General features: G+C 66.3%; 25 protein-coding genes. 16 read left to right on the forward strand and 9 right to left on the reverse strand.

Annotated features, from left to right (window positions below):
* Positions 1–25 precede the first annotated feature (25 nt).
* The 3 genes from ACGFH6_RS04535 (at position 26) to ACGFH6_RS04545 (ending at position 3,162) form a co-directional block, all read left to right on the forward strand.
* On the forward strand, positions 26–1,024 hold the full coding sequence (locus tag ACGFH6_RS04535) for a LacI family DNA-binding transcriptional regulator (RefSeq protein ID WP_393380425.1): 999 nt from the start codon (positions 26–28) through the stop codon (positions 1,022–1,024).
* 69 nt (positions 1,025–1,093) lie between these two features.
* On the forward strand, positions 1,094–2,314 hold the full coding sequence (locus tag ACGFH6_RS04540) for a hypothetical protein (protein WP_393380426.1): 1,221 nt from the start codon (positions 1,094–1,096) through the stop codon (positions 2,312–2,314).
* Between the two features lie 26 nt (positions 2,315–2,340).
* Positions 2,341–3,162 carry a TrmH family RNA methyltransferase gene (locus ACGFH6_RS04545; protein ID WP_393380428.1) on the forward strand — a complete coding sequence of 274 codons (822 nt, stop codon included), beginning with the start codon at positions 2,341–2,343 and terminating at the stop codon, positions 3,160–3,162.
* Positions 3,163–3,366: 204 nt separating this feature from the next.
* On the opposite strand, the gene ACGFH6_RS04550 is transcribed toward ACGFH6_RS04545, so the two are convergent.
* On the reverse strand, positions 3,367–4,161 hold the full coding sequence (locus ACGFH6_RS04550) for a class I SAM-dependent methyltransferase (protein WP_393380430.1): 795 nt from the start codon (positions 4,159–4,161) through the stop codon (positions 3,367–3,369).
* A gap of 167 nt (positions 4,162–4,328) precedes the next feature.
* Between ACGFH6_RS04550 and ACGFH6_RS04555 the strand changes: the two genes are divergently transcribed.
* Positions 4,329–4,625, forward strand: a complete 297-nt coding sequence (locus ACGFH6_RS04555; protein WP_393380431.1) for a putative quinol monooxygenase — start codon at positions 4,329–4,331, stop codon at positions 4,623–4,625.
* Entirely contained in the window at positions 4,622–5,395 is a 774-nt protein-coding gene (locus ACGFH6_RS04560) for an isocitrate lyase/phosphoenolpyruvate mutase family protein (protein ID WP_393380433.1), read from the forward strand. The genes ACGFH6_RS04555 and ACGFH6_RS04560 overlap by 4 nt, the downstream gene beginning before the upstream one ends.
* Here ACGFH6_RS04560 and ACGFH6_RS04565 read toward each other — a convergent pair.
* Positions 5,338–6,510 carry a helix-turn-helix domain-containing protein gene (locus tag ACGFH6_RS04565; RefSeq protein ID WP_393380435.1) on the reverse strand — a complete coding sequence of 391 codons (1,173 nt, stop codon included), beginning with the start codon at positions 6,508–6,510 and terminating at the stop codon, positions 5,338–5,340. The genes ACGFH6_RS04560 and ACGFH6_RS04565 overlap by 58 nt on opposite strands.
* 137 nt (positions 6,511–6,647) lie before the next feature.
* Here ACGFH6_RS04565 and ACGFH6_RS04570 point away from each other — a divergent pair, with 137 nt between their 5' ends.
* From ACGFH6_RS04570 to ACGFH6_RS04580, 3 genes are read left to right on the forward strand one after another with little or no spacing between them, the layout of a single operon-like run.
* Positions 6,648–7,196, forward strand: coding sequence for an AAA family ATPase (locus ACGFH6_RS04570; protein WP_393380437.1), 549 nt, complete (start codon positions 6,648–6,650; stop codon positions 7,194–7,196).
* A gap of 43 nt (positions 7,197–7,239) precedes the next feature.
* Complete coding sequence (locus ACGFH6_RS04575; RefSeq protein WP_393380439.1) at positions 7,240–7,917, forward strand: RraA family protein; 678 nt, start codon at positions 7,240–7,242, stop codon at positions 7,915–7,917.
* Positions 7,914–8,798 carry an aldo/keto reductase gene (locus ACGFH6_RS04580; RefSeq protein ID WP_393380440.1) on the forward strand — a complete coding sequence of 295 codons (885 nt, stop codon included), beginning with the start codon at positions 7,914–7,916 and terminating at the stop codon, positions 8,796–8,798. The genes ACGFH6_RS04575 and ACGFH6_RS04580 overlap by 4 nt, the downstream gene beginning before the upstream one ends.
* Here the strand turns inward: ACGFH6_RS04580 and ACGFH6_RS04585 are convergent, their stop codons facing one another.
* Positions 8,799–9,683 carry an LLM class flavin-dependent oxidoreductase gene (locus ACGFH6_RS04585; RefSeq protein WP_393380442.1) on the reverse strand — a complete coding sequence of 295 codons (885 nt, stop codon included), beginning with the start codon at positions 9,681–9,683 and terminating at the stop codon, positions 8,799–8,801.
* A gap of 92 nt (positions 9,684–9,775) precedes the next feature.
* Between ACGFH6_RS04585 and ACGFH6_RS04590 the strand changes: the two genes are divergently transcribed.
* The gene (locus ACGFH6_RS04590; RefSeq protein WP_393380444.1) at positions 9,776–10,201 is read left to right on the forward strand and encodes a MarR family winged helix-turn-helix transcriptional regulator; all 426 of its coding nucleotides are present in this window, start codon (positions 9,776–9,778) and stop codon (positions 10,199–10,201) included.
* A complete protein-coding gene (locus ACGFH6_RS04595) occupies positions 10,202–10,876 on the forward strand; it encodes an alpha/beta fold hydrolase (RefSeq protein WP_393380446.1) in 675 nt (224 codons plus the stop codon). It abuts the gene before it with no gap.
* A 2-nt stretch (positions 10,877–10,878) separates the two neighbouring features.
* Here ACGFH6_RS04595 and ACGFH6_RS04600 read toward each other — a convergent pair whose 3' ends face one another.
* The 3 genes from ACGFH6_RS04600 to ACGFH6_RS04610 all read right to left on the reverse strand — a co-directional run bounded on the left by ACGFH6_RS04600 (position 10,879) and on the right by ACGFH6_RS04610 (position 12,963).
* Positions 10,879–11,400: a YciI family protein gene (locus tag ACGFH6_RS04600; protein WP_393380448.1), complete on the reverse strand. Its 522-nt coding sequence runs from the start codon at positions 11,398–11,400 to the stop codon at positions 10,879–10,881.
* 19 nt (positions 11,401–11,419) lie between these two features.
* Entirely contained in the window at positions 11,420–12,523 is a 1,104-nt protein-coding gene (locus tag ACGFH6_RS04605; protein ID WP_393380449.1) for a hypothetical protein, read from the reverse strand.
* Between the two features lie 182 nt (positions 12,524–12,705).
* Complete coding sequence (locus tag ACGFH6_RS04610; RefSeq protein ID WP_393380451.1) at positions 12,706–12,963, reverse strand: hypothetical protein; 258 nt, start codon at positions 12,961–12,963, stop codon at positions 12,706–12,708.
* 243 nt (positions 12,964–13,206) lie between these two features.
* Here ACGFH6_RS04610 and ACGFH6_RS04615 point away from each other — a divergent pair, with 243 nt between their 5' ends.
* From ACGFH6_RS04615 to ACGFH6_RS04630, 4 genes are all read left to right on the forward strand, one after another.
* The gene (locus tag ACGFH6_RS04615) at positions 13,207–13,941 is read left to right on the forward strand and encodes a VOC family protein (protein WP_393380452.1); all 735 of its coding nucleotides are present in this window, start codon (positions 13,207–13,209) and stop codon (positions 13,939–13,941) included.
* Positions 13,942–14,261: 320 nt separating this feature from the next.
* On the forward strand, positions 14,262–14,774 hold the full coding sequence (locus ACGFH6_RS04620) for a hypothetical protein (RefSeq protein ID WP_393380454.1): 513 nt from the start codon (positions 14,262–14,264) through the stop codon (positions 14,772–14,774).
* Between the two features lie 353 nt (positions 14,775–15,127).
* Positions 15,128–16,027, forward strand: a complete 900-nt coding sequence (locus ACGFH6_RS04625; protein ID WP_393380455.1) for a DUF6602 domain-containing protein — start codon at positions 15,128–15,130, stop codon at positions 16,025–16,027.
* A gap of 119 nt (positions 16,028–16,146) precedes the next feature.
* Positions 16,147–16,386: a DUF6221 family protein gene (locus tag ACGFH6_RS04630; RefSeq protein WP_393380456.1), complete on the forward strand. Its 240-nt coding sequence runs from the start codon at positions 16,147–16,149 to the stop codon at positions 16,384–16,386.
* Between the two features lie 68 nt (positions 16,387–16,454).
* Here the strand turns inward: ACGFH6_RS04630 and ACGFH6_RS04635 are convergent, their stop codons facing one another.
* From ACGFH6_RS04635 to ACGFH6_RS04645, 3 genes are all read right to left on the reverse strand, one after another.
* Entirely contained in the window at positions 16,455–17,750 is a 1,296-nt protein-coding gene (locus ACGFH6_RS04635) for a HEPN domain-containing protein (RefSeq protein ID WP_393380457.1), read from the reverse strand.
* Positions 17,751–17,801: 51 nt separating this feature from the next.
* Positions 17,802–18,920, reverse strand: a complete 1,119-nt coding sequence (locus ACGFH6_RS04640; protein ID WP_393380459.1) for a hypothetical protein — start codon at positions 18,918–18,920, stop codon at positions 17,802–17,804.
* Between the two features lie 145 nt (positions 18,921–19,065).
* Positions 19,066–20,169 carry a hypothetical protein gene (locus tag ACGFH6_RS04645; RefSeq protein WP_393380460.1) on the reverse strand — a complete coding sequence of 368 codons (1,104 nt, stop codon included), beginning with the start codon at positions 20,167–20,169 and terminating at the stop codon, positions 19,066–19,068.
* A gap of 714 nt (positions 20,170–20,883) precedes the next feature.
* On the opposite strand from ACGFH6_RS04645, the gene ACGFH6_RS04650 reads away from it, so the two are divergent.
* Both ACGFH6_RS04650 and ACGFH6_RS04655 read left to right on the forward strand, forming a co-directional pair.
* Entirely contained in the window at positions 20,884–22,200 is a 1,317-nt protein-coding gene (locus ACGFH6_RS04650; RefSeq protein WP_393380461.1) for a DUF1254 domain-containing protein, read from the forward strand.
* Between the two features lie 63 nt (positions 22,201–22,263).
* On the forward strand, positions 22,264–23,835 hold the full coding sequence (locus tag ACGFH6_RS04655; RefSeq protein ID WP_393380463.1) for an alkaline phosphatase family protein: 1,572 nt from the start codon (positions 22,264–22,266) through the stop codon (positions 23,833–23,835).
* Positions 23,836–23,937 lie beyond the last annotated feature (102 nt).

A 23,937-nucleotide genomic window follows, 5' to 3' on the forward strand; every position in this document is an offset into this window, starting at 1 on the left:
CGGAAAGTTCGGAAAGGAGTTGCCGATGGCGTCTCGCGGTCCTTCGCTGCCCCGGATCACGGATGTGGCCGCGCTGGCCGGCGTCTCCACGAGTACGGCGTCCAAGGCGCTGAACGACACCGGTCAGCTCCGCGAGGAGACCAGACAGCGGGTACGCCGGGCCGCCGAGCAACTCGGGTTCACCCCGGACAGCCGCGGTCGCGCGCTGTCGTCCGGGCGGAGTTTCACGGTCGGGCTGATCACCACGGACAGCTCCGGCCGGTTCAGCATCCCGATCATGCTCGGCGCGGAGGACACCCTCAGCGCCGGCGAGATGGCGCTGGTGCTGTGCGACACCCGGGACGACCCGCTGCGCGAGCAGCACTATCTGCGCTCGCTGGTGTCCCGCCGCGTCGACGGGATCATCGTGACCGGACGACGTACCGAGCCGCGCGCGCCGATCGACGTACCGATCCCGGTCGTGTACGCGTTCAGCCCGTCGACCGACCCGGCCGACATCTCGGTCATCGTGGACGACCACGGCGGCGCTGCGTCCACAGTGCAGCACCTGCTGTCGCTGGGCCGGCGGCGCATCGCACACATCACCGGTCCGGCGACGCACCACAGCGCGCAGGTCCGCGCCGCGGCGGCGGTCCAGACCGCGGGCAGTTCGCTCGTCGGCGAACCGATGCACGGTGAGTGGAGCGAGCGGTGGGGCCGGCATGCGGTCGACGTACTGCTGCGGTCGAACCCCGAGATCGATGCCGTCTCGTGCGGCAGCGACCAGATCGCCCGCGGGGTCTGCGACCGCCTGCGCGAGCTCGGCCGATCGGTGCCGGACGACATCGCGGTCACCGGCTACGACAACTGGTCGGTCATGGCCCTCGCCAGCCGCCCGCCGTTGACCACGGTCGACCTGGAGCTGGAAGAGCTCGGCCGCCGGACCGCCAACCTGCTGCTGGACGCGATCGCGGGCTCACCGCACCCCGGCGAGATGGCGCTGCCGACACGCTTGGTCACCCGGGAGTCGACGCTCGGTACCTGAGCCGTCCGGTCACCGGATGGTCGCCCACAGGTCCGCCGTTGGTTGCCCGTTTCCTCTAGTTTGATTCGGGTGCTGCGCAAGCTCCTGATCGGCGTCGCGGTGATCGCCACACTGGTGGCGGGGGTGGGCACCGCGCGCCTGGTGCTTCCTCGATCCGATCCCACCGGCGGCGTGGTCAAACAGCTGGCGTTCCTGCGTGCCGAGATCGAGGGTGGCGCGGACCACGCGGCGCAGAAGCAGTTCCCGGAGGGCTACTTCTTCCTCAACGCGCTCTACGGGCTGACCTGGGTCCAAGTCGGCCTCGCCGATCCGGAGCGGTCCGTCGACGCGGCGACCGAAGCACGATGGGCGCTCAACCGGCTGGAGTCGCCGGACGGGACGGCCGTCTTCGACGCAGCGCTGCGGCCGCGGTACGGCATCTTCCACGCGGGCTGGACGAACTGGTTACGCGGTGGGCTGATCGCCCTCCAGCACTCCGACGCGGCCGAGTTCGACGAGTTCACCAGCTCGTCGGTCGAGATCGCGACCGCGTTCCGGACCGCGAAAACCCCTTATCTGGAAGCGTATCCAGGTCAGGCCTGGCCGGTCGACTCCGCCGTCGCGATCGCCTCACTCCGCCTGTACGACGACCTGGTGGCACCGCGGTTCGGCCGGATCGCGACGAACTGGGTGGCGGCGGTGAAGACCAAGCTGGATCCGGGGACCGGCCTGATCCCGCATCAGGTCGCGCCGGCGACGACCGGTGCGCGAGCGTCGTCGCAGAGCATCATCCAGCGGTTCCTGGTGGAGATCGACCCTGTCTTCGCCCGGGCGCAGTACGAGATCTTCCGGGACCGGTTCGTCCGCGCGATCGGCGTCCGGGAGTATCCGGAAGGTGTGGCCGGCACAGGTGATGTCGACTCCGGCCCGTTGATCCTCGGCATCAGCCTGTCCGCGACCGTGGTCACGCTGGGCGCCGCCCGGGTCCAGCACGATCCGCTCGCGGACCGGCTCGCCCGCGAGGGCGACTTGCTCGGATTGCCGATCAGTGGCCTGAAGACGAAGCGGTACCTGTTCGGCGCGCTCCCGATCGGCGACGCCTTCCTGGCCTGGTCGACGTCCGCCCGGCCGTTCGTGGCCGGCGACCATCCAGAGCTCGACGGCGGCTCCGGCTGGTGGCGCGGCCCGTGGCTACTGCTGCTCTGGCTACCCGCGTTGATCCTGTGGACCTTCGTCCGATTCAAGCGGCGCCGAAGACGAAGACGCGCACACCGAGCCCGTGGCCGCATCAGCATGAGCCGCTCGGGCTGAGGTCGTCGCCGCCGTAGGGTGGGGGTGTGCAACGGATCTCGTCGCGGAACGCTCGGTTCCAGGTGTGGCAGGCGTCGCTGACCAACCGGGCCAAGCGGCAGCGTGCGGGCGAGTTCCTGGTCCAGGGCGTCCGCCCGATTTCGCTTGCCGTGGACAACGGATGGCCGGTGCGGACGGTGATCACCGACGCTTCGCGGCCACTGTCGCGCTGGGCTCAGGAGTTGCTGCAGCGGTTGCCGACCGCCGAGCGCGTCGCGATGGCGCCGGAGCTGCTGGCCGAGCTCGGCGAGAAGGACGAGGCCGCACCGGAACTCGTCGCGGTGCTGGAGCTGCCACCGGACGATCTGGACCGCATCCCGGTACGGCCGGACTTCCTCGGTGTCGTGTTCGACCGGCCGACCGGGCCGGGGAACATCGGGTCGATCATCCGGTCCGCCGATGCCTTCGGAGCGCACGGCGTGATCGTCACCGGGCATGCCGCCGACGTCTACGATCCGAAGGCGGTCCGCGCGACGACCGGATCCTTGTTCGGCATCCCCGCCGTACGCGCGCCGTCGCAGCGTGAAGTGATCGAGTGGGTACGACGCTCGGCCGACGTACCGATCGTTGTCGTGGGCACCGACGAGCACGGGTCGGTCGACGTGTTCGACTTCGACTTCACCCAGCCGACACTGCTCCTGATCGGGAACGAGACCAACGGCCTGAGCGCCGGATGGCGGGAGGCCGCCGACCAACTGGTGCGCATCCCCATCACTGGATCAGCCAGCTCCCTCAACGCCGCGAACGCCGCCACCGCCGTCCTCTACGAGATCTCCCGCCAGCGCTCCCATTCGTTCAAGACCCGGTGACTGCGCGGCGCCTAGCGTCGTTCTCATGAGACCGCAGCCGTTGATCGCCGTAAGCGATGTCGAGAAGAGCAGTGCCTGGTACTGCGAGGTCCTGGGAGCCGTGAGTGCTCATGGTGGGACATCCACGTGAACCCGAACGCCGACCACCTCGAGCTGTGGCTGCGTGATCCGGACGACTACTTGGTCGTCCTCGCTTCGGTTTGATCAGGCCGTGCAGAGTAGTTCGCCGTGGAGGATGGCGATCCAGCCGTCGGGCCGGGCCGCCCAGGTTTGCCAGGCGGCTGAGATAGAGGTGAGTGTCTCCTCCGGGACGCCTGCGCGGCGGGCCTGATCGGACATCGCCGACTTGAGGATGCGGTCCGCCCACATGCCGCCCCAGAACGCGCGATCCTCCGGGTTGGCGAACGTCCAGGTGCTCGCCGTCGCGTCCACCTTCTCGAAGCCGGCCTCCAACGCCCAGCTCAGCAGTCGCCGGCCGGCATCCGGTTCGCCACCGTTCGCACGCGCCATCCGCTGGTAGAGATCCATCCACTCGTCGAGCTCGGGCAGCTCCGGATACCAGGTGAAGCCGTGGTAGTCCGAGTCCCGGACCGCGACGATCCCACCCGGCTTGCAGACCCGCCGCATCTCCCGGAGCGCCTGCACCGGATCCGCCACATGCTGCAGCACCTGGTGCGCATGGACCACGTCGTACGTGTCGTCCGGAAGGTCCAGCGCGTGCACGTCGCCGACCACGAACTCCACCTCGAGATCGAGCTTCGCGAAGGTCGCGCGCGTGATGTCGAGCGCCTCGCCCGTCGCTTCGAGGGCCGTGGCCGGTCCCGGCTCGACCAGTCGAGCGAGGTCGGCGGTGATGGTGCCGGGACCTGCGCCGACGTCGAGCAACGCCATCCCCGGCCGCAGATGCGGAAGCAGATAACCAGCCGAGTTCTCCGCGGTCCGCCAGCTGTGCGACCGCAACACCGACTCATGATGCCCATGCGTGTACACGTTGTTCATCCCAGGCTCCTTTGCCCTCTGCCGACCTTCTCACGCTAACCCAGAATCTTGTTTCGTGAGACATATCGTCTCGAATATTGGAAGCACAGAGATGGCCGAATATGGCCAGACCCGGAGCCGGCCGGCGAGTCACGCTTGGGTTGTTCAGTCGGACTCAGGAGGAACAAGTGCTGGCCAAGGTGTTTCCGATCAAGTTGAAGGACGGCAATCAGGCGGCGGCCGAGGAACTGGTGCGGGAGTTCGCGCCGGTGGGGCCGGGGGCCGAGGAGGGGACGTTGTCGTTCCGCGTCTATCGCGATCCGGCGAACCCGGACTATCTGCTCTTCGTCGAGCACTTCGCGCATCAGGCGGCGTACGACGCGCACACCGGGTCGGCGGCGTACCGGGAGCTGATCGCAGGGAAATTCGCCGGGCTGATCGTGGAGTTCGTCGAGATCGATCATGAACTGCTGGTGAGCGTGTGAGCAGCCACGTCGAGTTGGCACGGCGGTTGCGCGCGCTGCATGAGCGGCCGCCGTTGGTGTTGCCGAATGCGTGGGATGCCGGGTCTGCGCGGGCGATCGAGGCGGCGGGTGCTGCTGCGATCGCGACCACGAGCGCGGGTGTCTCGTGGGCGGCCGGGGTCGCGGATGCCGGCGGGTTGGATCGTACGGCGGCGATCGCGGCGGTCCGCGCGATCGTCGCGGCCGTGTCGGTGCCGGTGACCGCGGACGTCGAGTCCGGCTACGGCGATGTCGAGGCAACGGTTGCCGACGTCATCGAAGCCGGTGCTGTCGGCCTCAACCTCGAGGACAGCTCGGGCGGCTCGCTGATCGATCCGGCCTTGCAGGCCGAGCGGATCGCTGCCGCGCGGGCCATCGACCGCGAGCTCGTCATCAACGCGCGGACGGACACCTATCTGTTCGGCGACGGGAGCGGCACGATCGAACGCGCGAAGCTGTACGCCGAAGCCGGCGCGGATGTGCTGTTCGTCCCAGGTGTCGTTGATCCCGCGACGATTCGCGAGCTGGTGGCCGCGTCGCCGTTGCCGCTCAACGTGATGGTCGGCCCGGGTGCGCCATCGGTTGCCGAGCTCACCGCGCTTGGGGTGACCCGGATCAGCGTCGGCCCGGCGATCACCGCCGGCGCCTACGGGCTGGCTGCGGCCGCGGCGAAGGAACTGCTGACGAGCGGAACCTACGAGGCGTTGTCCACCGCGGCGGAGTTCGGCAAGCTCAACTCTCTCCTCCGCTGAGTGTCCAGCCGCATCGCGATCTGGCGGGCTGCGTCGGCGCTGACGCCGGGCACGGTCTCCAAGGAACCGATCCCGGCGCCGTGATCGAGTACGACGTTGCCTGAAGCAACAGCTTGCGCCAGCGGCCCGACCAGCTCGGCCTCGGTCAGCGCCTCGGCTCCCGGGAACGCGTGCGTGAGGCCGTGGCCGAGCCCCGCGACCGGAACGCCGTACACCTCGACGAGTTTGCGCAGTACGTCGTCCGCATCCTCGGGCGGTAGCTGATCGCGGACCACCGCCTGGACCGCGACCTCGAACGGTCCCCACGCGCCCGGCACACGGACGTCCGGGTCGGCTTCGACGGCGACGAGTCGCGCGGCTCGTTCGACGACGTGGATGACACCTTCCCAGTACGGGAGATGTGCGTGCAGCAGCAGGTGATCGGGGCCGCCGGGACCGATCTCGAGCAGACCGGGATCGCCGTCGAGAGAGATGGTCCGGCGGTAGACACCGTCCTCGACCGACTCGACGCCAGGGATCGCCTGCGACGCGAGGAACGTGCTCATCGCCTCCCAGTCGTACGGCGTGGTGAACGGCAACCGCAGCGCCAGGCCACCATCGGCGACCAGGCGGTCGGTCCGGCGCCGCCGGTCGCGGAGCTCCCGCGGGGAAGCCCGGAAGATCTCACGCATCGCCCGGTTGAACTGCCGCAGACTCCCGAAGCCGGACGCGAACGCGATGTCCGCGATGGACAGATCGCTGTCATCGAGGAGTCTGCGGGCGAAGTGGGCCCGCCTCGAGCGGGCGAACTGGTCCGGCGTGACACCGAGGTGCTCGTGGAACAACCTGCGCAAGTGGCGCGCCGACAGCCCCAGCCGCGCGCCGAGCGCCGCCTCGCCGGACTCGTCCAGCACACCGGCGATGATCAGTTGTACGGCGCGGCAGACCAGCTCGGGCGCCTCGTCCGGCACCGTCCCCGCGACCCGGTACGGCCGGCAGCGCAGGCAGGCGCGGTATCCGGCCGCCTCGGCGGCCGCCGCCAGCTCGAAGGTCCGCACGTTCTCCGCCCGGGGCTTCGCCCCGCATCCGGGCCGGCAGTAGATGCCCGTCGTACGAACCGCGGAATAGGTCGTCATCCGTCCACTGTCACCCCCTGCCGACCGACGTTCTGGCCACATCCGGACCTCACGCTAACCGCCCGCACGGACACTTTTCGGTGACGTCTCCTGCAATTCTGGTGCGGGCGGACGTCGGGGATGGCTAGGGTGCGGCGGTGCAGTCCAAACCTCTTGTCGTAGTGGTGAGTGGCCCGCCAGGGACCGGGAAGACGACGCTGGCGCATCGGGTGGCCGCCGCGATCGGGTGCCCGGCGATCTGCCGGGACGAGATCAAGGAGGGGATGGCGCACGCGACACCCGGGTTCGTGCCCGGGCCCGGCGACCCGCTGACGATGCGGACGCTGTCCACCTTCTTCGACGTGATCGGGCTGCTGGTAGGCCGCGGTACGACGATCGTGGCCGAAGCCGCGTTCCAGGACCGGATCTGGAGTCCCGGGCTGACCCCGCTGCTCAACCGCGCCGACCTTCGGATCATCCACTGCACGGTCCCCGCCGACGTCGCGCTCGCCCGGATCACCGCGCGTACGGCGACCGACCTCAAGCGGACCGCGCACGAGGACGCACAGATCAGCGCCGACGCTCGGCTGCGGACCCACAACGCCTTCCAGGCGGTCGATCTCCCGGTTCCGTCACTGACGGTCGACACCTCGAGCGAGGCCTACAATCCGTCGCTCTCGAAGATCGTCGCGTTCTTGTCCGAGTGACCGGCTAAGGTCCTTGAGCAGTCGACTGATCGGGGGTCTCGGGATGCTGTTCGAAGGTTTGACGACGGCGCATGTCGCGGACGCGTGCCTTCGGGCCGGCGTGCCTGTGAGGACCGCGTCGCTGACGGCTGTGGTCGGAGGCCGGGTTGCCGGACGCGTGTTGCCCGCGCAGCACGTGGGCAGTGTCGACGTGTTCCTGGAGGCGTTCGAGTCGGCCGAGGAGGGCGACGTACTGGTTGTGGACAACGGCGGACGGCGGGACGAGGCGTGCGTGGGCGACCTGGTCGCGCTCGAAGCCAAGGCCGCCGGACTCGCCGGGATCGTGATCTGGGGACTGCATCGCGACACGGTCGACATCACGGCGATCGGGCTGCCGGTGTTCAGCCTCGGCGCGATGCCGACCGGTCCGTTGCGGCTCGACCCGCAACCCGACGACGCGTTGTCCACGGCAACTATCGGCGACTGGCCGGCGAGCCGGGACGACGTCGTACTGGGTGACGAGGACGGTGTGGTCTTCGTGCCGGCCGATCGGGTCGACGAGGTGACCGGGTTGGCCGAGTCCATCCGCAACACCGAGCATCGGCAGGCGGCCGGGATCCGGGCTGGACGGTCGTTGCGGGAGCAGGTCCGGTTCGCGGACTACCTAGCGGCGCGGGCGACAGATCCCTCGCTGACTTTCCGGCAACATCTACGCGCAGTTCGAGGAGCGATCGAGGAATGAGCACCGCGGATGCCGCAGGCACCTGGAAGCTGGGCGACGTCACCGTCAACCGGATGGGTTTCGGAGCCATGCGGATCACCCCGAACCCCGATCGTCAGGTGGCGATCCGGGTCCTGCGACGGGCAGTCGAGCTCGGCGTCAACCACATCGACACGGCCGCGTTCTACCGTTCACCGGGCGGGACGCTCGGGGTCGGCGACGGCGAAGCGCGGTATGCCAACGAGCTGATCCGCGAAGCCTTGGCGCCGTACCCCGATGAGCTCGTCATCACCACCAAGGTCGGGCCGGGCGAGGACCCGGAGCGCGGCTTCTACCACGCGACCACCGCGGCCGAGTTTCGCACGCAGGTCGAGACGAACCTGCGCCAGCTCGGCCTCGACCGCCTCGACGTGGTGAACCTGCGCATCATGAAGAAGCCGGGCGCCGACTCGATCGCCGACCGGTTCGGGGCGCTCGCTGACCTGCGGGACGCCGGACTGATCCGGCAGCTCGGGGTGTCGAACGTGCGCGCCGACCACCTGGACGAGGCACTGGCGATCGCGTCGGTGGTGTGCGTGCAGAACAGCTACGCCATCGACATGCGCCGCGAAGAGGACGCACTGATCCGGCTGTGCGCCGAGCGGGACATCGCCTACGTACCGTTCTTCGCGATCGCCGGCCCGAAGCGTGAGAGCGACGCGACACCCGAGGACTCGTCCGCTGTCGAGGCGATCGCCGCCCAGCACGGCGTCTCGCCCCAACAGATCCGCCTCGCGTGGACTCTGCATCAAGGTGCGAACGTCCTGGCCATCCCGGGCACAGGGAGTCCCGCCCACCTCGAGGAGAACATCGCGGCCGGCGCCATCCGGTTGTCGCCCGCGGAGCTAGCGGCGCTGGGCTGACTAGCTGACCGCGGCCCGCACTGCGGGGACGACCTCCTGCGCCCACCTCGCGACCTGGACGTCGTACGCGTCGGCGCCTCGCGGGAACAAGGTGAACCCGGCAGCGCCGTGCTCGAGGATCGCACCGGTGAGTTCCTCGATCCACTGCGCCGGGGAACCGCCGATCCAGCGACCTTCGTCATCGCGGGTACGGCGGCTCGGGGACGCGGTGAGTGCGCCGGGGAAGTTGTAGATCGTGGCGACGTCGGACGGCTTGCGACCGACCGACAACGCGGCCTCGTCGATGATCGGGCGGGACCAGCGGTAGCGGTCGCTCAGCCAGTCCGCGGCGCGACCCGGGATCCAGCCGTCCGCCCGCCGGCCGGTCGCGGCGAGCGACTTCGGGCCGTTCGATCCGGTCCAGATCAGCGGCGCGGGAACGTTCGCCGGCCTGAGCTGCCCGATCGGGTAGTGCTTGGTCGGTTCGGGGCGACCGCCGTCGGACATCGTGTGGAGGAGTTGCATCGCCTCCTCGAAGGCCTCGACCGCTTCGGCGGGCCGCAGTTCCGGTACGCCCATCGTGGTGATCCGGTCCCAGGCGCCACCTGCGCCGAGGCCGAGGATGAACCGTCCGCCGGACAGTGCCGCGAGGGAGGTCGCCGTACGTGCAAGCACCGGGGCCGGGCGGAGCGGGAGGTTGGTGACGTTGACGAACGCGGACAGGTGCTGGGTGCGGCCGAGGAGTACGCCGATCGTCGCGTAGCCGTCGAGGAGGTCGGCGACGTACGGGTGGTCCGAGACCGAGACATGGTCCAGCCCGTCCCGGTCGGCCTGCGCGGCCAGGCGCAGCAGGGCGGTCACGTCGTGGACGTCGGCCGGGGAGCCGTAGCCGAACTTGGGGGTCATGATGAGATCTCCTTTTAGTTCGTAGACCTAAATAGTAGCGCTACGAACTATGAGGTCTGCAAACTGTTTGCTGACCGGACTACCATGAGGGCATGGCCACGACGACAGCGCGGGACACGGACCTGGCCGGTGCCCTGGTCCAGATCATGCACGTGCTGCAGGACCTGTACGCCGAGACCAGCCGGCCGCTCGGCCTCACCCCGCAGCAGGCCCACCTGCTCTGCGTCCTGCTCGGCGGCCCGCTCGGGATGACCGAGCTCAGCCGCATCCTCAGCATCGAACGCTCCAGCCTGACGAGCATGGTCGACCGCCTCGAACGCCGCGACCTGGTCAGCCGGATCCCCAACCCCACTGACCGCCGGGCCTGCCAGATCGAACTGACGGCCCCCGGCCTCGCCCTGGCGCACGACGCCCACAACGGCTTCACCGAGCGCATCGACGCGATGACCACGGGTCTGACCGCGGCCGACCGTCGTACCCTCGCGGCGACCCTGCAGAAGATCGTCGCCGAGGCCTGAGTGTCCGGGGTCTTCCGCGCTGGGGCGCGGATCGCCTACGAGGTGAGCGGTGACGGGCCGGCCGTCGTATTGGTCCGGAACAACCGGCGGCCGCGGGACTTTCGACCGGCCGGGTGGCTCGCCGACCGGTTCCGGGTCGTGCAGGTGCAGCCGATCGGGTTCGGCGCGAGTGAGCGGCCGGCGGAGTACGACTTCGGGAGCATCGGCCAGCAGGTGCTGGCAGTGCTCGACCACGAGGGCATCGACCGGTTCGTGGTCTGGGGGTTCTCCCAGCCGGCCTGTATGGCAGCGATGGTCGCGCGCTCGACGAGCCGCGCGGCGGGCCTCGTCATGGGCGGGGTCGCGCCGATCGGATTCCCGACCGACGGCGACATGCGCCGGATGGAACGGGAACCTCGGCTACCCCGCCCGCCGTTGGAGTTCTGGCGCGCCTACCGAGCCCACGACTGGCACCACGAGCTCAGATGCTTCACCGGCACCAAGATCGTGTACGTCGGGACTGCGGACAAGGCGATCAACCGGGTCCGGCGTCTGAAGCCGGTCCTGCGGGGCATTGGCTACGTGTGTTTGGAGTTCGAGGGGCTCGACCACGCGGCGTCTTCTCTGGGCGTGGACACACCGGAGGGCCGGCTGATCGTCGAGGCGGTGGTGGATCACCTGCCCGACGGGTGGTGAGGTCAGCGGCGGCCGCCGAACTCCCACGGGAGGACTTCGGCGTCCGGTGCCTCGATCAGAATCGCGGCTGCTTCAGGCTGGGGAGCTTCGACGAGCGCGGCGCGGCCAACGTGTTTGCCGGCGTCCAGGCCGAGGAGGTCGCCGTACATGATGAGGTGCGGTGAGGTGAGCGGCCGGGGCTCGTCGTCGGTGATGACGAGGTAGCGGTTGTACCCCTCGACGGCGTTCGCGAAGTCCCACATGGTGCTGCCGACGTGCTTGCGGAATCGGTGGATCACGACCGAGTCGAAGGCACCGGCGCGGTAGTACGGCTCGTCGTACGCGAAGGTGTGGACAGCCTCGTCGTCCGGCAGATCGACGATGTGCAGGCTGCCGGTCGTTTCCTCGCCGTCCGCAGTCAGCGTGGGACCACGGGCGACGAGCTCTTCGGCGTACCGATCCATGAACGCCCAGTGCTCCTCGTTGAGGCTCACCTTGACGTCGTACCCACCGATCCGGTCCCGCCCGTACACGAAGTACTCCACGGGACCGGACCCTAGCCGGTCAGGAGTTCGCCGCCAGGTGGAGGCGGAGGAGGGAGTCGTAGTCGACGATCTCGATGGCGGCGTCGGTCACGTCGGCGGGGTCGACCGTGTCCTGGGTGCCGATCACGAGCAGCTTGCGCGGGTCGCTGATCTCGACGCCGTACTTCGTCTGGGCGAAGGCACGGTGCTCGGGGGACGTGAAGTAGTCCGCGTACCGGGCGAGGGCGGCCGCGCCGTCGTGCACCGACGTCGTGCGGTGGTGCTTCTTGCCCTCCAGCAGCGGGAGACCGAGGTCGCCGACGATGTGGGTGCCGTCCGCGGTCTCGAGGATGAAGTCCGGCTGCAGCGCGTCGCCGTCCTCCTGCCGCTCGAGGAACGGCCGGCGGATCAGCCGGGTCGCGTCGAACGCCGACAGCAGGATGCTCTCGTTGTCCTCGAGGAACTCCTCGACGGTCGAGTCCGGCAGGCCGTGTCCGAGGTACGTGCTGGCGAACGGGGAACCCTTCAGATCCAGATCGCCCACCGGCACGCTCAGGGTGCCGATCGGGTCGAGGTGGTCCGCCGCCTGGGCGTAGTTCCGTAGGAAGGCCAGGTACTTGGCGGCCGGCTCGGAGCGGTGGATCGCGAGCGCGAAGAACGTCCAGTGGACCCGGATCGACGCGCCGACGGTGTGCACCAGCAGGACCCGGTCGAACGTCGAGTAGTTGCCCGGCGCGAACTGCAGGATCTGCTCCCCCGGTCCGACGAACTCGTTGCCGATCATCTTGTCCGCACCCGGGAACCGATCCACCAGCTCCCGCCGGCCGACCTCGGTCGCGACGGTGGCGTCCTTGAACAGGTTCTCCCCCGGCAGCGTGACCACGGCCGCGCCGTCACCGAGCCCGAAGTACTCCTCGACGCTCGCTGCCTTCCGCCGCCGTACCTCGAGCGACCGGTACTCCCGGCTCACCCCGACCAACTCCAGGATGTTCCAGTCCGGTGTCTCCGTCAGCACCATCATCCGCGGGAACAGCAACGGCCCCGGCAGCTCGTTCCGGTGACTCCCGGCCAGATGCTCCCCCACCCCCTTGAGGTGCTCCCCCCAGAACTGACCATTCACCTTCACAAACTCAGTGGGCTTCATCGCCTGCTCTCTCTCGCGCTCACACACTCCGACGTAACAGCCAACTCCAGGCTGACCTACCGCTATTCCCGCGGGTACGCCGGGGGGTCGTGCACGAGCGCCATCCAGGAGAGAGCGGGTGGCATCCCACCTCCGAGAGAGGATGCCACCCGCCAGGTCAACGCGCCGGCCTAACGGTCAGCTCATTCCTCCCACTGGAACTGCCAGCCCAGAGCGCAGGGCCACTCGGGAACGCAAGTCGTGTTCGGATCCCGGTACCAGACGTCGGACACCGCGTACCCGTAGTGCCGGTACACGTTCTGCTTCTGAATGCACTCGTCCTGGCTCGCACAGGTGACGGTGTGGATGGTCTGGGTCTGCGCCTGGGCCACCGTTGCGCCACCCGCAACCACAGCCACCGCAGCCGCGCCCATCGCCACCATTCGCCCGATCGATCTCATGCAGTATCTGCCTTTCAGGTCAATTATATAGTTGCCCAATGCAACTCTCGCTCACGCTAGTGCCAGCCTCGACGGCCACGCAAACGATTCGATCCAGCAGAAATAGCGTTTAGCGAGTGAGTGCCGTGGGCAACGACCAGACGTGGACTATCCACAACCGGCTGACCCCGGGTGAGTACGACGTACAGTGGGGACTGCCGACCGGGCGGAGGACGGGCGCGCGACCGAATTATCATCGTCGCCATGGCAACGCGGCTTGTTCAAATCAACATGAAGGCTCGGGACGACTCTGCCCTGGGCGGTTTCTGGGCGGAGGCGCTCGGCTGGGGTATCTCCAGCGAGGGCCCCGGCGTGACGAACCTCGAACCTGAGGGCTTCGTCTACCCCGACCCCGTCGCCGTCTGCATCGACCTCATCGCCTCCCCGGAACCCAAGACGGTGAAGAACCGAGTGCACGTCGACCTCGCCACCACCTCGGCGGCTCATCAGGCGGAGGTGGTCACGCGCCTGAAGGATCTCGGCGCAACACCCGCCGACGTAGGCCAGGGCGACGTCCCCTGGACGGTCATGGCCGACCCGGAGGGCAACGAGTTCTGCGTGCTGGACCCCCGACCGCTCTACCGAGACACCGGACCGATCGCCGCGGTAGTGGTCGACTGCGCGGATCCGCGAGCCATGGCCCGCTTCTGGGGACAGGCCATGGACTGGACACTGCACGAGGTGACTGACCACACCGCGGTACTGCGTTCCGCCAAGGGCGTCGGCCCCTATCTGCAGTTCCGCCGCACGCCCGACGTGAAGACCGTGTGGAACCGCGTCCATCTCGACGTCCGCCCGTACCCAGGTGACGATCCGGAGGCCGAGGCGACCAGACTGCGGACTCTCGGCGCCACCGCCATCGACCTAGGCCAGAGCATCACCTGGACGGTCCTCGCCGACCCAGAAGGCAACGAGTTCTGCCTCCTCACTCCAGCCTGACCCAGCCCTCGCCCCCCGCCCCCTACGGCCACCAGGCATGAGACAGGCCCTGAACCGCGTTTCCGCAGGTCAGGGCCCTGTTGTCGTGCTGGTGGCGGGTGCAGGGTTCGAACCTGCGTAGGCATACGCCGACAGATTTACAGGGGGTGGCGTCTCCTGCCCTGACCTGCGGTCAAGCTACCCGAGGCCCAATCTTGCGCACCAGTTCCACACGGAGGACCCCTGGACAGTCCAGTCATGGCGTAGGTGATTGAGTAGGCAGGCGTAACGGCGGTGCGCACTACGTCGATGTTCGACTCGACGGAAGGGGTGTACACACGATGTCGGTCGAACTCTGGGCTGCGATTCTCTCCGCCGCGGCACTCGTGGTCGCGCTCCTCGCGGCGTACTACGCCAAGCACAGCGCGAGCGCAGCCGAACGCTCGGCGATCGCAGCCGAACGCTCGGCCGACGCAGCGCGTGACCAGGCTGACGAGGTGCGGCGCGCGAACGAGCTGACGGAACGGGCGCACCAAGCAGACGTCGAACGGCGCGAGGCCGCGGCCCGTGCGAACGCAGTCGCGTGGAAGGTGGAGAAGCAGGGCAACGTCTATATGCTCCGCAACATCGGCGTTGAGACAGCCGAATTGGTGTGGCACAGGGACCGCCCGATCCAGCCGGGTGACGTCATGGGCGACGACGCTTATCGCGAAATGGTGGCCGGAACCATAGGACCGAATCAGGCCGTGCCGTTGCCGTACTGGCCAGCGTTCACCAAGCCTCTGCCGACCGAGATCTATGTCATGTGGGAGGGGTGCACAGCCGCAGCCGTCGTCCCCTACCCGCCGACATGACGAAAAGCAGCGGCCGCCATCTCGGCGGAGATGGCGCGCACGACGTTCGTACTCGCTTCGTACCGTCACCAGCGTCTGGGTTATGAGCAGCCAGGACAGCGTCTCCGGGGGGCTGCGCGCCGTGTCGCAGGCCAAGGTGCGCCGCCTCACCGCCGTCCAATTCGTCGCACCTGTCTCATCGCATCCGCTGGCTCTCGGAGTGCCGTGGGTACGAATCTGGGTACGCGGCTGACGCTCTCGAGGCACCTGCGACTGCACGCGGGCCAATTGAATTCCGCTGTGCCTCGGGCAGCACGCCAGCTACCCACTGTGGCTGCCGAATCGGGCCCCACGACACTCAGACGGTAGCCATCGTGGGAACGATCCGCGATGCTGCCGGAATGACGCCTAGTCACGATCTGGTGGAGTTGGTTCGTCAGGCAACGCAGGAGATGTCGGCGGAGTACCGGCGGATCTATGTGCGGACACGCGAGGATCCAGGCACGGCGGGCGACCAGGGCGAGGAGAACTGGGCTGAGCTGCTGAAGAGATGGCTGCCCTCTACTCATCATGTAGTGACGAAAGGGCGGATCCTGGCGTCTAATGGCCAGACGAGTCCCCAGGTTGACGTCCTAATCCTGAGTCCCTACTACCCGCGCGGCCTGATCGACAAGAAGCTGTACCTCGCGGCCGGAGTGCTCGCGGCCTTCGAATGCAAAACCACCCTGCGGCCGCCACACATCCGGAAAGCTGTCGATACGGCCGCCTCAATTGCCCAGCTCGGCCGCAGTGATGAATCCGTCAGCAGGAAGATCATGTACGGCCTGCTGGCGCACTCCGCCCAGGTTCCAGAGAAGAAGACGTCTGCGAGCGAGACCGTTGGTCGCCTCCTGCGCACGGCGGACCAAGACCAAGTCAATGACCTGCGGGACTGCCTGGACTTCGTGTGTGTTGCCGACCTTGGCACATGGGCGATGCAACAAGGCCACATCGCCCCTGATGGGCTCTATCCAGAACACATCATCTCTGGCTATATGGCGTCGAGCCCGAGCGATCCACTCACCCCTGAGCCCATCGGTCGATTCCTGACATGCCTGCTAGGTGCCCTTGCGGAACAGGACGCCGGCCTGCGGCCGTTCGCGGCATACTTCCGCACCGCGGGTCTGTTTGGCGTCGGCCATGGCACGCTGCGGAGGTGGACCATGAAGGGTCAGCCATTCGAAGAACATCCCGATGGTGATCTCGTATTCCGTGACTGGACAATAAGGCGATGAGCGACTCTCCGGCGTCGCAGGACCCGCCCACACCTAGCCCGGCCCGCCCCCCGGGTGGTCTGCGAAGCAGGTTGTCCCCGTAGCCGATTGGACAGCGGCACGTGACGGGCGCGGGCCCGATGGCCCACCGCTACGCCGCAAAGGTCCGAGCCGACTGTGGTGCGTTCCGCCGCATCGTCCTGCTCTACGTCGAAGCGACGGCCGCGGTGGAGGCAGCCGACAACCAGCCCGACCGCGAAGCCGCCGAAGAGCGCGCGCTTGGGCTCCGGATGGCGCTATGTGCTCTTGCGGCGCGCTGGTCCAATCGTCACGGATACAAAGACGAATGGTCGGCACCGGGCACGTCGCATAGCTCATGACGGAACTACGGGTTCCGTCCGAGGCCCGCCTCCGGCGGAGTCTGCCGCCAGCGGCGAACGCCGACGTACTACGGCTGCGCGGCGTCTCCGTCGACCGCATAGACCTCGGGGAGGTAGACAACGGCGCGCTCACGGAACAGGTGATAGGCCGACTGAACGCGGAAATGGGCTGTGATATCGCCAACGCCTACTCCCACCTCGCTAAGGAGGAGGGCCGTCACGACCCACCGCAGACTCTCATACAGCACGTAATTTTGGGACGCAAACAGTCGTAAATCCTCCGGAGAGGTCCGTTTCATATGGGCAACACCATTCCGCGCTGCCTTAACAGACTGAACCCAGCGCTGGCGACCACCTTCCGGCTCAATCACTTCTGAACCAGCCAGGTCGTCTGTTAGAGGCTCGAGTCGGCCAAGCGACAGTTGTAGGCGCTCGTCGAAGGTCAGCTTCTCCATTCCGAGGAGCAGCATCCTGACGACATCTTTAGCCTCGTCTGGTACGCCTGCAACGGCTGCCCGCCGGATCGCCTGTGCTTCTTTCGCCGTCATTCGCAGTTCGTTGTGTAGCTCCCTATGGATGGCCTCCAAAGAGGCAGCCAATAGAAAGGTTCGCGTTTCAACGTCGAGAGTTGAGTCCGTGATGGCCTTCACGACAACTGCTGCGACTGGCGTCAATTTGTCAATTGCCAGGTACCACTTCTGCAGACCTGACAGACCGAACCTCAGACTGACGATTGGGCTAGTCCCCTGGCGAACTACCGGGCCCGGTCGCAGGAGCGATACGGCCTGCCCCTCGGCTGTCACGAGCAAGATTTCGATTGGATCGACACGTTTTCCAGCCAGGAGCGACAACAATAGCCGCATTGGTCCAATGATGAACCGCTCGACTTGGAGTTGCGAGAGGTTCGGAACGTTCGCGAATGTGGCCCCGTCATTGAACGCAATCTCTATGTCCCCAAAGCGAGGAATATTCAGGGCGCCGATCCAAGACGCATTACCGATGTACCGATTCCATGCGCCAGCAAACTTGACGGCAGCACCGACGTACTGCTCATCAAGGGCAACGTGACCGCCGCGCAGACCGCACAAGAATCGGAAACATTGCACGCTGCCTTGCTCCTGGCGGCCAGGAACGCGGATGCCGTCGTGAATCGACACTTCGGTACCGTCGTCCAGCTCACCAAAAATCACGTACTCGATATTATTGTCGAGTCGAGGCGTCATTTCCCGGTAGCCGTCGTGCTGGGTCGTCACAAGCCAGCTGACCAGTTCATCATCAAAAAGGTCAACCGAGCCTTCGTCGAAATCGAGTCGACCCCTGACTCGATGTTCGGGAGTCTCGGCTACCCAGAACACTCCTTCCATCGATCCACCTTTCTAGTGCCCAACATTATGGCAGTCGTCTCACAGACCGTCCTACCCTGTCGCGACCCTGCTCGCCATTCGATCAATTCGCAGGTTAGCCTTTAGAGCCGACTTCCGCAGACCCAACCGGCCAGCAATCCAGTATCTGAAGACCAACAAAGACTCCCAATATGCCTTGAATAACTCTGACGGCTCAGGAAGCGCGCGGTTTGCATGTTTCACTGAGTTGTACAGCCTGCGCATATCAGTGACCCATGCGTCCTCATCGATGGGAAATGATCCTGGGCAATCTGCCGCCAATCTCCGGAGCCGCAGCTCGAATGACTCATTCCCCGCCTTCTCTATACTGAGGCCAGCGTCGCGAGCGAGTGTGAACCCGAGAGCTTCCAGTCCAATCCCAAGTTGGGCGAAATGTGTTTCTATTGTCGCCTCTCGAAGCTCCAGCAGTCGCAAGATCGGATTGATACCGCGCGACATTCGCTCCTTCAATCTCATCCACTTAGCGACACCAGTCGGACCGATGTCGTCGAAAGAGAATAGAAATCCGATGTGACCGGATGTCGACGACTTTGGTGCCATTCCAGTTCGAAAAGTGTCTACTTTGTACCATTGCCTACCGTGGCTCGTTCCGTCAATGGTTCGGAGTGGATCATCATCCCGTGTCGCCTCATGGTCTTGAAAGTTGAAGCTTCGCCATGCGGAAACTCGAATTAGGTCACGAACAGCACTGTGCAGGCATAGATGATCCTCCCAGTCACGTGGACTAGAGACCCTTGTCTCAACCAGCATTCTTTCATTGATCGTGGTCTCATCTGGATGCTCACCTGGACCGTAACGATAGGCAGGTCGAATTGTGAGGTTGAGCTGTCTTCCTACTCTCAATGGCTCCGGTGATCGCAAATGCAACGAGACGGTCTTCAGTCGACCATCTTCTGTGAATATTCGCTCGCTGTCTAAACTTCCCAGCCCCACCCAAGCACCGATACCCTCGATTTCGGAGCGCAAGCCATTTATTCGAGAATACCGATTCGCCCCTAAGGCGCCTATTAGGGCATAGTCGGCCGACAGGATTCCCAGGCCGGTGGCCAGGATGACGCGGCCCGGCGACGCGTTGAAGCAGCACTCTCGTCCGACTACCCGCACGCTGCCTGAACCCTGGAAGAGACGCACAGTTGATAATGCTGACGTCTTTGACCTGCCTCCGCCTTGCGAGTCAGAGGCGTCAGCTCAACCTGCGGTCGGGCGGTATCAGATGCTGTGCCGTCACACCTGGCTCAGTGAATAGCGGCCTTGCAAAGAGCCTGACACGACGACTTCACCACGGTGGTGGCGTCAGCACACCGGTAGCGCTTCGAAGATGAGTCCGCACGTCAGCGCCGGTGATGGTTCCGGCCCGGACTTGCTCAAGTACCCGGAAGAGGGTGACCGTATCGATGATGAGCCCGCCGTCTTCGGCGAAGGTGCGGATGTCTTCACTCTTCCCATGCAGCATCGGTTGACGGACCGAAGGATCCTGTTTGCGAAACTGATTGGCGATGTACCACTCTGCCGCGGGTGATGCGCCGGTCCGCTGAAGGTACCGCTTGTTGAATCTTGCCAGTTGCTGGAAGGCTGCCGTCGACGCTCCCTTGGTGTACCCCTTCACCTCGGCGATAGCGAGCCACGCGCTGTGATCTGGGTCCGAAATGTGGAGGTCTTCGAGGTTATCGCCAGGGGTCGCGTGATCGTCGGCGTTGACCACGGTGAAGCCCAATTCTCGGAGTGCTCTGATGACGGCTTCGACGAGCTCGTCAGAATCAGCAGTCAGTAGCGCCCGCTCGTACAGATCGGCTCGGCCTCGTGCGGCATCGAGCCGGTTGTGCAGACTCGCGGCACGCTGGTCGAGATGGGCGGTGATGTGCAGGCGCTCGGCCTCGACGGTCGAGAGCGCAGCCACCTTCTGTCTCTCATCACGGGTTTGCCAGTGCGGTTCGTGAGACCAATCCGGGACACCAGGGAAACGATCCGGGTCGAGCTGATGCCATTCGGCGAGCGCAGCTCTGACCCACGGCACGATGTCGGGTACATCGCCGGGCAGGAGCCACACCTCGGCCTGGGACTGACGCGCGTATCGGCCAGCCAGCATCCGCCCGGCGGCGGTCGCTAAGAACGGGTCCGCCTCCGTGTGGTCCACGCCGAGGACAGAGAAGCAGGTGTGTTGTTGACGTGCCGTAACGATGGGCTCCAGCACCTCACGGGTGAGCTGCCGGATCTTGTCGGGAACCGCGTAGCGCAAGAACTCTTCGGCAGTGTGGCCCTGGACCATCTGGACGAGCAGTGCCGGGTCGAACCGCTGGTCAATCGTCCAACTGCCGCGCGCGAGCGCGTGGAGCTCGATTGGTGCCCGGAGGACCACGAACAGGTGCTCATCGGCGCCCATGAGTGAAAACTGGTCTGAAACCACAGCATCCCATTCGGCCTGTCGGACCTCGCGGAGATCATCGACTCTCCTGACCGTTGGGATGAACTCGGCTAGCTCCTCAGCGACGTCCGTGCCGAACCCCAGGACAAGGACTCGTGGACGCGGCTTGCTGTTGATTAGGACCGGCGGAGCGGGCTGCTGAGGGTCAGGCATGACCAACAGTCTGAAGGATCAGCGCCGCGCAGGTCGGTCCTCGGCGCTAGGGGCTGCAAACTTCCGCACGGATTCCGCACGGACGGCCGTAGATACCCGACGCCAGCCGGACACACTCGGACACAACGAAGCAGCCCCTGAGCTGCGTTTCCGCAGGTCAGGGGCTGGTTTGGTGCTGGTGGCGGGTGCAGGGTTCGAACCTGCGTAGGCATACGCCGACAGATTTACAGCCCAGACCGCAACCTAGGCTCTGACCAGGCAAAACGCCGCTGCCAGTCGATGCCAGGGCACCAACAGGGCAAGACGGCGCAGAAGCAGCCCACACCGGACCGCTTCCAGTGGACCCTCGCCTTGCAGCTCTCAGGGGGGCGAGGCGGGGGTGCCGAGGGATATTCGGCGCGTGATGGGGCGCTCGGCGTTCGCGCCTCGGAGTTCATCCGCATGGGGGGATGCCCGATCCGACGGGACTGCTGAAGAGTCCGAACCCAGGCATCCGACCACGGGAGGGGAAGCCGGATCATGGACGGCGAGCTCGCAGAGATCATCGGTATCGAGGGCTACACGTACTTGTACCCGCTCGTCCTCATGGACCTGACGCGGCTGCAGGTCACCAACACCGAGAAGGTGAGTTACACGCCGCTGCGAGTGCCGCCTGACACGTTCCTCAACGTCCCGGCGTTCCCGCCGGCCGACTTCCGCGTGGTCGTTCGGCCGAACTTCGACACGCTCTACTCGACTGCGTTTCTCGATCTCCGGCAGGAGCCGCGGATCGTCTCGGTGCCACCCGCGGACGGCAACTATTACCTGCTGCCGTTCTACGACATGTTCGGAGAGGTGTTCGCGTGTCCGGGCACCCGTACCACGGGCGGCGAGGCCGGCGACTTCGCGATCGTCGGGCCTGGCTGGTCCGGCGATCTCCCCGCCGGCGTACGACGCTACGACGCGCCGACGAGCTGGGTCTGGATCATCGGCCGGACCGAGGCCAGCGTCGCCACGTACGACAAGGTGCACGCGTTCCAGGACAAGCTGCAGATCGTGCCCCTGTCCGCCTGGGGAAGCGAGCCTGCGGAGATCGTCGGCACGGTCGACCCGTCGGTGGACAACACGACGGAACCTCTCCGCCAGGTGTTCGCCATGGACGCTGCGAAGTTCTTCGGGTACGCGTCGGAGCTGCTGCAACAGCATGCACCGCATATCCAGGACTACCCGGTGCTCGACCGGCTGGCCCGGGTCGGTTTCACCGTCGGCGAGACCTTCGATCTCAACCAAGCCGATCCGGTCGTGCAGGGCGCCCTGGCGAAGGCCGTCCCGGCCGCCCAGCAAAGAATCACCGACCGCCAGAAGCGACTCGGCCGGGTCGCCAACGGCTGGCAGATGACGACCGAGAACGTCGGCAACTACGGCACCGACTACCTCCAGCGGGCCTGCGTCGAGCTGATCGGCCTCGGTGCGAACCTGCCCGACGACGCGATCTATCCGCTGGCCTACGTCGATGACCAAGGCCGGCCGTTCACAGGAGACAACCACTACACCTGGCACCTGGCCAAGCAGGAGCTGCCTCCGGTGAACGCCTTCTGGTCGCTCACGCTCTACGACGCGGAAGGCTTCCAGGTCGCCAACAACCTCAACAGGTTCGCGATCGGCGACCGCGACGACCTGGAGTTCAACGACGACGGGTCGCTCGACATCCACATCCAGAACGACACGCCCTACAGCGGCACCTCCAACTGGCTCCCGGCCCCGCAGGGCGGATTCAACCTGTGTGCCCGCCTCTACTACCCGAAACCCGAGGCCCTCGACGGCACCTGGACGCCGCCAGCGGTGACCAGGGTCTAGCGCTCGTCAGCGTCACTCTCCAGACAAGGGGGCATCTGTATGTCGGTCAGTCGAAGTCAAGCGATGGATCACATGATCGTGGTCCTGTTCGAGAACCGCTCGCTGGACAACGTGCTCGGGCATCTCTACGGCCCCGACGACGGCAAGACGTTCGAGGGTGTGATCGGTAAGAACCTCTCAAACCCGATTCCGGAATGGGCGGAGGACGGCGCCGATCGCAAGGCCGTGCCGTACACGGTTGCCTCGGACATGGACACGCCGAACCCGGACTCGGGTGAGGAATACCCGCACACGAACACCCAACTCTTCAACATCCTCAACGAGCACAACCGCTTCAAGGTGGGCGCGGACGTCGCGGAGCCGTGGAACGCGCCCGAGCCCGGACAGACGCCGACGATGGACGGCTACGTCACCGACTACATCAGCGCCTTCACCGCCGAAGAAGGCCGGCAACCGATGTACGAGGAGTACGCGAAGATCATGACGGGTTACACGCCCGAGCAGATCCCCGTGCTGAACGGGCTGGCCCGCGGCTTCGGGGTCTTCGATCACTGGTTCTGCGAGGTGCCGTCCCAGACCCTGCCCAACAGATCCTTCTGGACCGCGGCCACCTCGTCGGGCTTCAGCGTCAACGCCCCGGTCAAGAACTTCGTCTTCCAGAACCAGGCGGAAACGATCTTCAACCGCCTCGACGACCACGGCCGGTCGTGGAAGATCTACGTCGCGGAACCGCAGCGGCTGTCCGGCACCGCCCTGGCGCACTGGCAGCGACTCAAGGACAAGGCCGCCACCCACATCGTGCCGTTCTCACAGTTCGAGGAAGACGCGGCCGCCGGGAACCTGCCCGACTTCGCCTTCATCGAGCCGTGCCTGACCTTGGGGCACGGTGACTACCACCCTGCCTGCGGGCGCGCCATCGGCCACGGCGTAGCAATCCCCAGCTTCGACCCGCCGTCGTCGATCCTCGGCGGTGAAGCGTTCCTGGCCCGCATCTACGACACCTACAAGGGCATGCAGTCCCCGACCGGAGCAAACGTCTGGAACACGACCTTGCTGGTCGGATGGGACGAGCCCGGCGGTACCTACGACCACGTGCCGCCTCCCGCGGTCCCACCGCCCGACCCATCAGCTCCCGCCGGACAGCACGGGTTCACCTTCGATCGCTCCGGTTACCGGGTTCCGGCCATCGTCGTCTCGCCCTGGATCCCCGAAGGCGAGGTGTTCAACGACGAGCACCGGCACACGTCGCTGATTGCGACACTCCGCGAACAGTGGAACCTCGGGGACGCCTTCACCGCGCGCGACGCCGGCGCCCGAAGCTTCTCCCACGTGTTCACCCTCGACACGCCGCGCGACCCGAAGACCTGGCCAGAACTCACACCACGCCCGGTCCCGAAGTTCACCATGGACGCCCTGGCACTCGGCACGGTCTTCTCCCAGCTCGGCAAGGACTTCCTCACCGGGATCCGGCACTATGCGTACACGCACGACATCAAGGTCGAGGGCCTCCCCGACGACCCCGATGCCGAGATCCCGCCGGCCGACATTATCGAGGTGCTGCAGAACTCCATGGGAATGTTCTTCCCAGCCCTGGCCCCCACCACCACCGCAGCCACCGCCACACCGACCACCTGAGGCTCCAGACGAAGCAGACTCCAGTACCTCCCGGCGATCCTCGACCCACTTGGCACGGGACGCGGATCGTCGCCGGAGGGACTCCGTACCCGCGACTCCCGT

The sequence above is a fragment of the Kribbella sp. NPDC049227 genome, from assembly GCF_043197265.1.
Lineage (GTDB): Bacteria > Actinomycetota > Actinomycetes > Propionibacteriales > Kribbellaceae > Kribbella.